Source organism: Rhodomicrobium udaipurense JA643, assembly GCF_000636015.1.
Classification (GTDB): domain Bacteria; phylum Pseudomonadota; class Alphaproteobacteria; order Rhizobiales; family Rhodomicrobiaceae; genus Rhodomicrobium; species Rhodomicrobium udaipurense.
Map to the genome: position 1 here is coordinate 1 of NZ_JFZJ01000096.1, position 12,013 is coordinate 12,013.

The 12,013-nt window shown below is 63.4% G+C and carries 13 protein-coding genes and 1 tRNA gene; 8 read left to right on the forward strand and 6 right to left on the reverse strand.

Translation table 11 applies throughout. The features are described 5' to 3' along the window. Positions 1–1,236: patatin-like phospholipase family protein (locus T281_RS12710; protein ID WP_037239568.1), on the forward strand; the 1,236-nt coding region annotated here is incomplete at its 5' end. A 351-nt stretch (positions 1,237–1,587) separates the two neighbouring features. On the opposite strand, the gene T281_RS12715 is transcribed toward T281_RS12710, so the two are convergent. Together T281_RS12715 and T281_RS12720 are read right to left on the reverse strand one after the other, a co-directional pair. After that, positions 1,588–2,298 (reverse strand): LutC/YkgG family protein, encoded by a 711-nt coding sequence (locus T281_RS12715; protein WP_081796788.1) that lies wholly within the window; start codon positions 2,296–2,298, stop codon positions 1,588–1,590. After that, entirely contained in the window at positions 2,291–3,733 is a 1,443-nt protein-coding gene (locus T281_RS12720; protein ID WP_037239571.1) for a LutB/LldF family L-lactate oxidation iron-sulfur protein, read from the reverse strand. Before T281_RS12720 ends, T281_RS12715 begins: the two co-directional genes overlap by 8 nt. Before the next feature lie 198 nt (positions 3,734–3,931). Between T281_RS12720 and T281_RS12725 the strand changes: the two genes are divergently transcribed. Further along, the gene (locus tag T281_RS12725) at positions 3,932–4,522 is read left to right on the forward strand and encodes a Dps family protein (protein WP_037239573.1); all 591 of its coding nucleotides are present in this window, start codon (positions 3,932–3,934) and stop codon (positions 4,520–4,522) included. 63 nt (positions 4,523–4,585) lie between these two features. On the opposite strand, the gene mog is transcribed toward T281_RS12725, so the two are convergent. Further along, complete coding sequence (gene mog / locus T281_RS12730) at positions 4,586–5,107, reverse strand: molybdopterin adenylyltransferase (RefSeq protein ID WP_037239576.1); 522 nt, start codon at positions 5,105–5,107, stop codon at positions 4,586–4,588. A gap of 283 nt (positions 5,108–5,390) precedes the next feature. On the opposite strand from mog, the gene T281_RS12735 reads away from it, so the two are divergent. Continuing rightward, on the forward strand, positions 5,391–5,828 hold the full coding sequence (locus tag T281_RS12735; RefSeq protein ID WP_037239579.1) for a molybdenum cofactor biosynthesis protein MoaE: 438 nt from the start codon (positions 5,391–5,393) through the stop codon (positions 5,826–5,828). A 57-nt stretch (positions 5,829–5,885) separates the two neighbouring features. Here T281_RS12735 and T281_RS12740 read toward each other — a convergent pair. Next, positions 5,886–5,961: transfer RNA gene (locus tag T281_RS12740), tRNA-Asn, on the reverse strand. Between the two features lie 260 nt (positions 5,962–6,221). Between T281_RS12740 and T281_RS12745 the strand changes: the two genes are divergently transcribed. Both T281_RS12745 and T281_RS12750 read left to right on the forward strand, forming a co-directional pair. Continuing rightward, positions 6,222–7,436, forward strand: coding sequence for a glycosyltransferase family 61 protein (locus T281_RS12745; protein WP_037239582.1), 1,215 nt, complete (start codon positions 6,222–6,224; stop codon positions 7,434–7,436). Beyond that, positions 7,436–8,080, forward strand: a complete 645-nt coding sequence (locus tag T281_RS12750) for a DNA-3-methyladenine glycosylase family protein (RefSeq protein ID WP_037239585.1) — start codon at positions 7,436–7,438, stop codon at positions 8,078–8,080. The genes T281_RS12745 and T281_RS12750 overlap by 1 nt, the downstream gene beginning before the upstream one ends. A 209-nt stretch (positions 8,081–8,289) precedes the next feature. Here the strand turns inward: T281_RS12750 and T281_RS12755 are convergent, their stop codons facing one another. Beyond that, on the reverse strand, positions 8,290–9,111 hold the full coding sequence (locus T281_RS12755; protein WP_155955234.1) for a TorF family putative porin: 822 nt from the start codon (positions 9,109–9,111) through the stop codon (positions 8,290–8,292). A gap of 260 nt (positions 9,112–9,371) precedes the next feature. On the opposite strand from T281_RS12755, the gene T281_RS12760 reads away from it, so the two are divergent. The 3 genes from T281_RS12760 (at position 9,372) to T281_RS12770 (ending at position 11,133) form a co-directional block, all read left to right on the forward strand. Next, the gene (locus tag T281_RS12760) at positions 9,372–10,076 is read left to right on the forward strand and encodes a Crp/Fnr family transcriptional regulator (protein ID WP_245269238.1); all 705 of its coding nucleotides are present in this window, start codon (positions 9,372–9,374) and stop codon (positions 10,074–10,076) included. Between the two features lie 70 nt (positions 10,077–10,146). After that, the gene (gene petA / locus T281_RS12765; RefSeq protein WP_037239588.1) at positions 10,147–10,731 is read left to right on the forward strand and encodes a ubiquinol-cytochrome c reductase iron-sulfur subunit; all 585 of its coding nucleotides are present in this window, start codon (positions 10,147–10,149) and stop codon (positions 10,729–10,731) included. A gap of 225 nt (positions 10,732–10,956) precedes the next feature. Further along, entirely contained in the window at positions 10,957–11,133 is a 177-nt protein-coding gene (locus T281_RS12770; protein WP_037239597.1) for a YgaP family membrane protein, read from the forward strand. 189 nt (positions 11,134–11,322) lie between these two features. On the opposite strand, the gene T281_RS18820 is transcribed toward T281_RS12770, so the two are convergent. After that, positions 11,323–12,013 (reverse strand): hypothetical protein (locus T281_RS18820; RefSeq protein WP_210164076.1); only part of this gene is annotated, 691 nt, incomplete at its 5' end.

A 12,013-nucleotide genomic window follows, 5' to 3' on the forward strand; every position in this document is an offset into this window, starting at 1 on the left:
ATCGGCCTCAGCTTCTCAGGCGGCGGCACACGTGCCAGCGCTTTCGCCTTCGGCGTGATTCAGGAACTCGCCCGGACGGAAGCGCGCTCGAAGGTCGGATCGCAGTCGCTCATCGATCAGGTATCGCTCGTCTCCGGCGTGTCGGGCGGGTCCGTCACGGCGGCCTATTTCGCGCTCAAGGGGCGGGATACCCTCTCCGACTTCCGCAAGCGTTTTTTGGTGCAGGATGTCGAGGCTTCGCTTTCGACCTCCGTCAACCTGCCGAACCTGATGCTGCTCGCCAAGGGCGGCGTGAACGACCGGTCGGGTCTGCCGACGTGGCTCGAAAAGAACCTCTTCCGCGGCGCAACCTTCGGCGACGTGATGCGCCCCGGTCGCCCGCAGCTCTGGATCAACGCGTCCGACATCTACAACCGCACGACCTTCATCTATAACCCGACGAACTTCGGCGCGCTCTGCTCGGATCTGCGCCGCTATCCGCTTTCCGAAGCCGTGGCCGCGTCGGCGGCGGTGCCGTTCGTGTTCGCACCGATCGTGATCGAGAATTACGCCGACCGTTGCCGCTTCGACATGCCGGACTGGACCTATTCGGCCGACCGCGCGGGCGCTCCCGCGATCCTGCGTGCGTCGGCGGGGGCGCTGAAGCGCTACCGCGAGAAGACCGACGTGAAGTTCGTGAAGCTCCTCGACGGCGGCATGACGGACAATCTCGGCCTCTCGGGCTTCGTGCTCGAACTCGCGGCCGCGACGAAACCTTACGAGCCGCTGACGCCGAAGCAGGTGGTGAACCTCAAGCGCTTCCTGTTCGTGGTGGTCGATGCGGGCCGCCCGCCCGGAGGCGATCTCGCGAAAAGCGCCGAGTCGCCCGAGCTGATGGACCTCATTCAGGCCGTATCCGATACGGCGGTCGATGCGAACGTGCGCGCGGCCTACGACGCCTTCGTCGCGCAGATGGAAAACTGGCGCGACCGCATGATCGAATATCGCTGCGGGCTGACGCCGCCCGAGGTGGTCTCGTATCGTGGCACGACCGAAGGGTGGAACTGCCGCGACCTCACGCTGACCGTGTCGAAGGTGAGCTTCGACCAGATGCGCGAGGCGTCCGTGCGCACGCGGCTCGAAAAGATCCCGACGCGTTTTAAGTTGCCGAAGGATGATGTCGATCTGCTCATCTCGTCGGCGGGCAGCCTGCTCCGGCAGAACCCGGGCTATCGCGAATTCATGGCGACGTTTTAGATCGCAGAGATGCCGATCGACATGCGGGGCGCACGTGGTCGAGCAGCGTCGACGCCGTAGCGCGCGGCGCACTGCATCCGTCACTCCTCCCGCGAAGGCATCCCGAGCGGGGGGAAGGGCCCGGTGCGGGGTTTGGCCGTGCCCTTCCCGGAGGTATTTCGCCTCCAGTATCCCACCATCGCGATGTCTCATGACAGGTGTGTGGCAGCGGCGCATCAAAATGCGCTGCGGGCGGCCTCGGAGCGGCATTGCGAAGGGACGTGAAATCGCGCGCGAAGACTCTCGCCCGATTCCGACGCCTTATGAGCATGACCTTATAGCAAACGGTGCCCCGCTTTTGCGGGTCACGCTCTACTCGCGCGCGGAGCCGACGATGAACACCGCAAGGCTCTTCGGGCCGTGCGCGCCTTTGACGATGGTCTGCTCGATGTCGGCCGTGCGCGACGCGCCGCTGATGAGGTTCACCGTGCGCGGCATCACGCCCGCGCCGAGAACGCCGCGCAGCTTCACCCAGCACTCCTCATACGACCCGAAGACGTCGCTGGCGTCGATCAGCACGAAATGATGCTCGGGCAGAAAGTTCAGCGTCGACGGGTTGTCCGGCCCGGACGCGAGGAACAGCGTGCCGGTTTCCGATGCGCCGGCGAAGGCATGGCTGAGGCCTACGAGGTCGGTTGCCTCCGCCGCGCCGCCGAGGATTTCGAGCAGGCCCGGCTCGGCCTCGAACGTCCTGAAGAAAGGGTCGCTGCCAAGGCGCACCCGGCTCGGCAGATTACGTTCGCGAAGCGCGGTCGCGACCGCGTCCGGCACGCCCTTGTAGGTGCGGACGCGAACGACGCCAGTGCCGCCATTTTCCAGCATGGTCTGGAATTGCTTCACGAGTTCCGGCTTCGTGCCTTTGGCGCGTTCGGGAATGAGGTTCGCGACGGGATTGCGGAGCCGTGTCTGAACGACGCCGCGCCGCCCCGGCTCATCGCCGCGCACACCAAGCCCTTTGCGCACATGAGCCATGATCGCGTCGCGCGCGCTCATAGTCTTTTCAGTCGAGACTTTTTCAGCCATGATGCGGCCTTTCCCGGCGCAGCTTTTCCTGCTCCCGCGCTTCCCATTGCGCGAGGAAGGGGCGCGAGGCAGGCTTCGGCAGGACACGGTAGGGCGTCCAGCCCCTGGCAAGGGGCAGCTTCGCCAGCATCGAGCGGGGGAGCAGCGAGAGCACACGTCCCTGCGCTGCGGTGGCGAAACGGTAAAATCCCGGTCGCTTCGCGAACCAGGCCCAGGCCCTGATCGCGAGCTTCGGCGTGGCGAGCGCCGACTGGCCGGCAAAATCGCGCTCGCGCCAGTGCCGCATCATCTTCGGCAGCGGGATATGCATCGGACACACAGCCTGACAGCGCCCGCAGAAGGTTGACGCATTGGGCAGGTGCGCCGCGTCGTGGATGCCAGTGAGTTGCGGCGTCAGCACCGCGCCCATCGGGCCGGGATAGACCGAGCCATAGGCGTGGCCGCCGACCGCCGCATAGACCGGGCAGTGGTTCAGGCAGGCACCGCAGCGGATGCAACGCAGCATGTCCTGAAAATCGGTGCCGAGCATCGCCGAGCGGCCATTGTCGAGCAGCACGACGTGATAGGCGTCCGGTCCGTCGGGGTCTTCATCGCGGCGCGGGCCGGTGGAAAAGGTGGTGTAGCTCGTCATCTCCTGCCCGGTGGCGGAGCGGGCGAGCACGCGCAGGATGGTCGACGCGTCTTCGAGCGTCGGCACCAGCTTTTCGAGGCTCGCGATCACGATATGCGTGCGGGGCAGAAGTTGGGTCAGGTCGCCATTGCCCTCGTTCGTCACGATCACCGAACTGCCGGTTTCCGCGATGAGGAAATTCGCGCCCGTGATGCCGACATCGGCGGCGAGAAACTGCTGGCGAAGCACGGTGCGCGCCTCGCCGACGAGTTCGACGATCTGCGACAGGTCGCGCTCCGGCGGCAGGTCCACATGCGCGGCCCGAAAGTCGCCTTCGATCTGGTCGCGGTTCAGATGCACGGCGGGGGCAATAATGTGGCTCGGCTTTTCGCGACGAAGCTGGATGATGTATTCGCCGAGGTCGGTTTCCACGGGCCGGATGTTCTCCGCTTCGAGCGCCGCGTTCAGGCCGATCTCCTCCGACACCATCGACTTGCCCTTGGTGACGGTCTTCGCACCGGCCTCGCGGCAGATGGCGAGCACGATCTCGCGCGCCTCCGCCGCGTCTCTCGCCCAATGGACGTGACCGCCCGAGGCCAGCACGCGGCGCTCATATTCCTCAAGGTAAATGTCGAGATGGTCGATGACGTGCGTCTTGATCGCGGTCGCCTCGTCGCGCAGCGCGTCGAACTCCGGCAGCGACGCGCGAGCGGCCGCGCGCTTCAGGATGAAGCCCGTTTTCACATTGCCCAAAGCGCGCTGAAGCTGGGGATCGGCGAGGGCGCGCGTCGCGTTCTCCCGGAAATGCAGGCTCGTTTGTTCCATGGCGTCCGTTGCTCGACCTCATAACTATCAAATGCACGATGGCGGCAAGACATATCTATCTTCAAGCGCGATCAATTTCCTCGTCCCATGCAGGCATATCATTGCCACCATGCGCTAAAGCCCAAGGCCACGCCGGAACATTTTTCGCCTTCCAAGCTTGTCCGAGGAACTTTCCCAACGAACGAGGCGATATCAGCCATGAGCGACAAATACGCAGCGAAGCAGGTCGTCCGCGCGCCCGAAGCGCAACCGCATCTCGATCTGGACAAGGGGCAGGAGACGCAACCCTGGGGTACGCTGACCGACCTTCCCATCTCGCTCGGCGAGAATGTGCGCGCGCAGAGCATTGAGACGCTGAACCAGGTGCTCGCCGACACGATTACGCTGCGCGACATGTACAAGAAGCACCATTGGCAGGTGAGCGGCCCGACCTTCTACCAGCTCCATCTTCTGTTCGATAAGCACTATGGCGAGCAGAACGAGCTTGTCGATACCATCGCCGAGCGCATCAGCGGGCTCGGCGGCGTGCAAGTGGCGATGGCGCCCGATGTGGCGGAGATGACGATGATCCGCCGTCCGCCCAAGGGCCGCGAGAACCCCGCGAAGCAGATCACGCGCTTGCTGGAAGCACATCGGCACATTCTGGCGGAAGCGCGGGAGGGTGCGAAAATCGCGGCCGAGTCGGGCGACGACGGCACGAACGACCTTCTCGTCAGCGAATTGATCCGCTTGCACGAATTGCAGGTGTGGTTCCTGTCCGAGCATCTCGTGTCGGCGCGTCTCGACTAGAATCTTGCGCTGCGGTTGGAGCATAAAAGGCGGGCGGCGTTTGCGGCCCGCTTTTCTCGACCGTCAGCGCGGGCGGAAGGCGACACACATAGCGGGGTCCGTTTCGAGGCGTCCGCCGCCGATGAGATCGATGCAATAGGGGATCGCGGGCATGATGGCGCGAAGGCAAACGTCGATCGCGGCGGGCTTGCCCGGCAGGTTGACAATGAGCGAGCGGCCGCGAATACCGGCGGTCTGCCGTGACAGGATAGCGGTCGGCACGGCGTTGAGGCTCTCGCGGCGCATCAATTCTCCGAACCCCGGCAGCATCTTTTCGCACACGGCGGCGGTCGCTTCCGGGGTGACGTCGCGCGGGGCGGGGCCGGTGCCGCCTGTGGTCACGATGAGCGCGCAACCATCGTCATCGGCAAGCGCCCGCAGCGCCGCCTCGACGCGCGGTTGGTCATCCGGCACGAGGCGCGACTCGGGCCGCCACGGCGAGACGAGCACCCGCGATAGCCAAGCAGCGATGGCCGGGCCGCCTTCGTCGCGATAGTCGCCCTGCGATGCCCTGTCCGAAACGGTGACGATGCCGATTGGTGTCATAAGTCGGTCTCCCGGATGTTCCGCCGTTTCAATCTACAACGGTTTCCGGCTGCCGCGTTCGCTTTCGCGCGAACAGCCTTGGCCGGAGGGCAGGCGCAACCATATTTGCCGTGGAACACGCGGAAGCGGCCACCGGTTTTGCGATAAGACATGCTCCGACCGACTCACGTTTTTTGAGTCATCGAATGCGATCAGTGCTCTGCGCAGACATGCGATACACATTGCATGCGCAGGGCAAATGCACGTGACGCCTCAAGAGCGCTGCAAACTACAGGGAGGCCAAATGATCCGGGTCCAAACCGACATATTCGATCCGGGTGAAGAAATGGCCCGACTCGGCCGCGCGGCGGGGACGGGTGCGATTGCAACCTTTGTCGGCCTCGTCCGCGACGAAGGCGGCATGCTTTCCGCGCTGACGCTCGAACACTATCCCGGCATGACGGAGCGCGCGCTTGCTGCTCTCGCGGAGGAGGCGAGGGGGCGCTGGTCGGTCGGGGATATTCGCATCGTGCATCGCGTGGGCCGCATGCTGCCTGGCGAGGTCATCGTCTTTGTGGGGGTAGCGGCGCGGCATCGCGCGGAAGCGTTCGCGGCCTGCGAATTTCTCATCGACCGCCTCAAGACAGACGCGCCGCTCTGGAAGTTCGAGGAAGGAAGCGAAGGTGGGCGCTGGGTTGATGCGCACCAGACCGACAATGTCCGCGCCGAGCGATGGCGGTGACATCTGGAGCCGGCCTTCTCGAAGCCACATCCTGAAACATCAACAGAAACAGGAAGGTGGCTCCCCGGGCCGGACTCGAACCAGCGACCCAGCGGTTAACAGCCGCTTGCTCTACCGACTGAGCTACCGGGGAATAGCGGACAGCGCGAGTGGCGTCCGCATTCCGTTTACATAACACATGATGCCGGTCGCACAAGCACATTTTCGGGTTTTCAGGCGTGAATTTCCAGCTGCCTACCGATGGCCATCGGAGCGTGGCAGCGGCGAGGGGAGGGGCGCTGGCGGCTTGCCATCCGTCCGCGTCGAACCTTCGCAGCGGGTGTCCGCGCCGGAATTCGCTTGCGCGCCTACACCCGGCATGCTTATGCACGAAGAAAATGCGGAGCCCGAACGATGGTTTCCCTCCAGTACAAAGGCCGCATCCACCGTGGAAAGTTCACGGCGCGAAGCCTGCGCTACATCCTGTCGGATCAGGCCGCGCGGCTCTTCCCGCCGCTTCAGCGCCGATGGCTTCTGCCGGTCGACTCGCAGCCGATCTGGGATGTCGCATCGGGCGATGTCGCCCTGCCATCGGTCCATGTCGATGCCACGCTTCCGGATGTGCACAGGACGTTGCGTCTCGTTCCGCCGACACCGCTGCAACTGACCGACCACATCTACACGATCGAGGACGTCGTCGTAACGGGCTGGGCCGGCGCGATGATGAAGGACAGCCTGCTGCTCACGGTTCGGCCGCAGCACAATTGGGTGAGCGGCCTTCGCGCGCGTCCGCACCGTCTGCGCACCCTTTCCGCCGAGCGCCCGTGGTTCAACCTGATGACGCCCGTCCCCGCGCGGGGCCACATCTTCCATTGGCTTTGCAATTATATCCTGCCGCTGCTCTCTTTCCTTGAAAGCGGACGGGCAGGGGAGACGCCGGGGCTTCTCGTCAATGCAGATCCGAGCCCGTTTCAGGAGCGCACCGTCGCTTACCTGAAGGAACGCTACGGGATCGATGCCATCGAGACGCTAGGCCCGGATGAGGCGGCCACGGTGCCGCGTCTTTTGGCGGACGTTCCAGTGCCCCACAATCCGCGCGGACTTCAGTCGCCGCTGGGGCTTGCGAGGCTTGACGATCTCGGGCGGTTCGTTGCGGGCGGCGCTGAGCGGCCAGACGATCCGAAGCGCCTTTACATCAGCCGCAACGATGCCCGCTTGCGTCGCGTGCTGAACGAACACGAGTTGATGCCGATTCTCAGGAGCTTCGGTTTCGAACGGGTCGTGCTTGGCAAGCTTCCCATCGAGCGGCAGGTGGCGCTGTTCCGCAATGCCGAGGCGGTCGTCGCACCGCACGGCGCAGGGCTTGCGCATATCGCCTGGGCGAAGCCGGGAACGAAGGTTCGGGAATTTTTCCCCGATCTCGACGCGCGCGGGTGCCGCGTCAAGAATGCAACCTACAATTTCTGGCTCATTTCGCAACTCGTCGGGCATGACTATGGCGTCTATCTCGCGGGCCCGATCGAGACGAAGGCGGATGGCTTCAGGATCGACGAGGCGCTCTTTCGCGACGTGCTGGCGAACGCCACGGCCGTTCCCGCCTCCGCGCCTGTCGGAGCGCCGCAGTCCTGATGCGTTTCATCCGTTCGGACGAGGATCTCGCTCAACACATCGCAGAGCTGGTCCGCGTGCATCCTTCCTTCGCGCCGCTCAAGGAGGCGGCGGGTCCGGTTCCCGTGCGCTGGCTGGACCGGGGGTTCAAGGGCCTCGTCTTCGTAATAACCGGACAGCAGATTTCGGTCGCGGCGGGGCGCGCGATCTTCGGCAGGCTTGAGGGCGCGCTCGGCGACATTACCGCAGAAACGCTTGCGGCGGCGGACGACACAATCTTGCGCGAGGCGGGATATTCGAGGCCCAAGATGCGCACCTTGCGTGCGCTTCAGGAGGCGGCGCTGTCGGGCGGTCTCGACCTCGCTGCCATCGAGGCGATGGACGCGGAGCGCGCCATTATCGAGCTTTCCGCGATCAAGGGCATCGGACCGTGGACGGCCGAAGTCTATCTGCTGTTCGCGGCGGGCCACCCCGACATATTCCCGGCGGCCGATGTCGCGCTTCAGGAATCGATGCGGCTGGCGTTCGACCTCGATGCGCGGCCTTCGACGCAGGCGCTGCGCGAGATGTCTGACGCGTGGACGCCGTGGCGCAGCGCCGCCGCGCGGCTACTATGGGCGTATTACAAGGTTCGCAAGGGCGGGAAGCTCGTTACGCCAGTTTGAGCGTTCGCTCCTAATGGAATCATGCGCGCGCTCGAAGTTTTGCTTGGGCACAACCTATCGCAAACCAGCGTCTTTTGTAGATCTTGCTTCATGTCGCGCCGATTTAAGCAGCGAGCGACGCGCGGTTTCGCGAGAAGGCGCGATTCGCGCGAAAAAAGGCCGGGTTGCCCCGGCCTTTTCGGAAGATTCGGAAGGGGTCGCTGAAGCGATTAGTACGTGACCTTCGCGGTCGCAACGAACGCCGAGCCAGCCTGACCGACGGTACCATCTCCGCCCGGCAGATCGCCATCTTCAAGCGTCGTGTTCCAATAGCGCAGGTCGAGCGAGAACGCCTTGTACGCTGCCGTCACGCCGACGTTGCCGTACGTGTAGTCGTTCAGCTTGAACACGCCGACCTTGTCTTCTTCGAACATCTGATGACCGACCGTGCCGCTCAGCGTGAAGTCGACGTCGGAATACTTGTAGATCGGCTTCGACAGCGTGCCTTCGATGGCAAGTGCGCCGCCGAGTTCGCCCGTGTAGTCAGGCGAGTAGAAGAACGTCACACCGCCGGTGATGTCGCTGAACAGGGTCTTGCTGGCGCCAGCCTTGAGCTCAACGAAGTTGAGTTCGGTGAAGCCGGGAGCCTGGTTCGGGTAATTGTAGGAGATCACGCCGAAGTCGAAGGTGATGCCGTTCCACACCGGCTTGATGCCGCCGTAAACGTCCACTTCGAGATGCGTATCAGGGCCGCCCGAAATGGTGGAATCGAAGTTCACGCCCGACAGCGAAGTCCCGACATAGAAGATGCCGTAGGAAGCGTCAGCGCCGCCCTGAAGCGTGCCATCGCGGCGGTTCTGCGAGATGCCGCGGAAGATATAGTCGCTCGTGCCACCGGCCCAAACCGACCACGTGAACGGGTTGACCGCAACCGGGCCGTCCTTGAGACCGCCGCTGTACAGGTCAGCCGACATCGCCGTGGTGGAAGAAAGAGCAAGCGCCGCGCCAGCCAGCAAGCCCGCCCCAATTTTCGAAATACCCCCAAGTGCCACTTTTATATACTCCGTCTTGAATTGCCCAATGCACCCGTGGGAACTATTGCGCGGCTATAGGGCAGCCGCAACGGCGACATAGCGATTCCTTGTCCGAAGCTTGCCAAGAGTTGCATTTGTGTGACGATGCATTGGTTTTCACCAGATTGCTGGCGAGTTGGGGAAGTGCGTGCCTAAAATTTGTGCACCGAAGTTTGATCTAAATCGGCGCAAAGCAACAAAAATGGCTATGTAATCGCCCTTCGCCAGGCGCGCCCCGCATGACCGCTACAGAAAGACGGCTCTCGATGACCGACTGGATTGGCCAATTTCCGGCCCTTGATGACCTTCCCGACGCCCTCCGGGCCCGGCTTGTGAATGAAAGTCGGCTCGCGGCTCTGCCCGAGGGCACGCGCATTTTCGGACCGGGACAGGCGCCGTCCAGCTTCCTTATTCTATTGAGTGGCAGTGTCCGCGTTCAGCAGGTGTCGGAAAACGGGCGCGAGATCGTGCTCTACCGCATCTCGGCGGGCGAAAGCTGCGCGCTCACGACGGCGTGCATTCTCGGCTACGAGGATTACCGCGCGGAGGCCATCGCCGAGACGGCCGTCGAAGCCGTCGCCACGCCGCGCGCGACTTTCGAGGACCTCATCGCCCAGTCGCCCCCGTTCCGGCGGTTCGTTTTCAAGACCTTCAGCGACCGCATCACCGACCTGTTTCGCATCATCGACGAGATCGCCTTTTCGCGCGTCGATATCAGGCTCGCGCAGAAACTCGCGCAGCTTCGCAACGCGAATGGCGACGTCGAGGCGACGCATCATCAGCTCGCGACCGAACTTGGCACGGCGCGCGAGGTCGTGAGCAGGCAATTGCAGGAATTTCAGCGCCGCGGCTGGGTGAAGATCGGGCGCGGACTGGTTTCCGTGCCCGCCGACAGCGCGCTTTTCGACTTTGCCCGCTCGAACGATCACGGTTCTGTGACTTAGTCACAGACATTCGCGCATCCGAAGCCCACCTTGCCTTCAATCGTTTCATTCGAGAAGGAGGGTCGCTCTTATGAACGCGACTGTTGAAGATATCGAAGGCGACGTATCGCGCCGGGACTTCATCTACCTTGCCACCGGCGCGTTCGCTGCCGTGGGGGGGGCGGTTGCGTTATGGCCGTTCATCGATCAGATGAACCCCGACGCTTCCACCATGTCGCTCTCTACGATCGAGGTCGACATCTCGCCCGTGCTGGCGGGGCAGGCCATTACCGTTCTCTGGCGCGGCATGCCAATCTTCGTGCGCAATCTCACGCCGGAGGAGATCGGAAAGGCGAAGGCCGTCGACGTGGCCGACCTCAAGGATCCGGTCGCCCGCTTATTGGGATCGACCGCGGAGCTTCCCGCAAGCGCAGCCAATATCACGAAGCCCGGTAAGGAAAACTGGCTCATCGCTGTGGGCATTTGCACCCATCTTGGCTGTGTGCCGAAGGGCCAGAGCCCTGGCGATCCTCGCGGTCCGTACGGCGGCTATTTCTGCGTTTGCCACGGCTCGATCTACGACACGCTCGGCCGCGTGCGGGGCGGTCCCGCGCCGCGCAATCTCGACATTCCGCCCTATGAGTTTACCGGCGAGGCAAAGATCAAGCTCGGCTGACGCTTGAGCGGCATCGCTCCGGCAACGCGTTCGCACGGTTGGAGACCGGTTGGATCAGGCTGTACGCGTCTGATCGAACCGGTTTTTTTATCGGCGACAGAATGAAGCGGACGCTTCCGCAAGAAGAGCGAAAACCCGGGCTCGCGTGACTAAGTCACAGACCGGCCGGGAGAGAACGCATAGCTTCCATTCATCAGACAGCATCAAGAAATGTGGAGGATTTACATGACAAGCAATGTCGGCGGACTTGATCGCATCCTGCGGATCGTTGTTGGCCTGGGGCTCATCACGCTCGTTTACGTCGGACCGCAGACGCCGTGGGGCTGGCTGGGCGTCATTCCGCTCGCAACCGCGTTTATCGGCTTCTGCCCTGCCTATCGCCTGCTCGGGATCAGGACGTAATACGGCGAAAGCATCGCAAGGGCACTCTGATTCCATCACGCTCAGGGGCGTCGCGCCGAAACCGGCACGGCGTCCTTTTTTTGCCGCGCCAAGCGACATTGGCGCGAGCACCGCTGAGCAAGCTGTTGATAGGCTGGGCAAAACGCCCTTTGTCCCGTCCGCTCGCAAGGCCCCCGCAAGCCCGTCCATTTAGCCATGACCGATGGCAAGAGCAAATGGTCGCACGCCGCTGATCAGCCGGGGGAGCGCGGCGCGCTTCACTCCCACGCTCCATGAGAGGAGCCGCGACGACGTTGTTTTCGCTTCGGTCCGGCGCAGCCTGCGACCCCGGCAGGGGATGTCAATTCCGGTCCGTGAAACGGCATTCCGCGATGCGCCGTCGCCGCTGCCGATGGCGGGAGAACAGGCATGTTGAAGGTTATTGCGCGAGACGGCGTCAGCTTTAAGCGCTTTTGCGGCGATGATGGCGACGAAGAATATCAGATCGTTATTGTGCCTCCAGGTCATCTCACCTTCGAAGCCCAGTTGCATCATGTTCAGGCCGCCTATGAAGACGTTCAGAGATCGCTCGGCCTCGACCCGGGCAGCGCGGTTTTCCGGCGCATTTTCCTCAGCGATGCGCTGAATCAGGTCGCGGTAGTCAAGGACAGCGATCTCGCGGCGAACCGGCGTGACAATCCCGTCGCCGTTTCCATCGTGCAGCAACCGCCGCTGCCCGGGGCGAAAATCGCACTGCTCGCCTATCATATCGACAGCAGGACGCCGATGACGAAGACGCGGCTCGCGGCGCGGCATGTACTCGTCACCCGAAACGGCCGTCGTTATTTGTGGAGCGCGGGTCTCGGCTCTCACCCATCCGATCCGGAACCCTCGGCGGCGG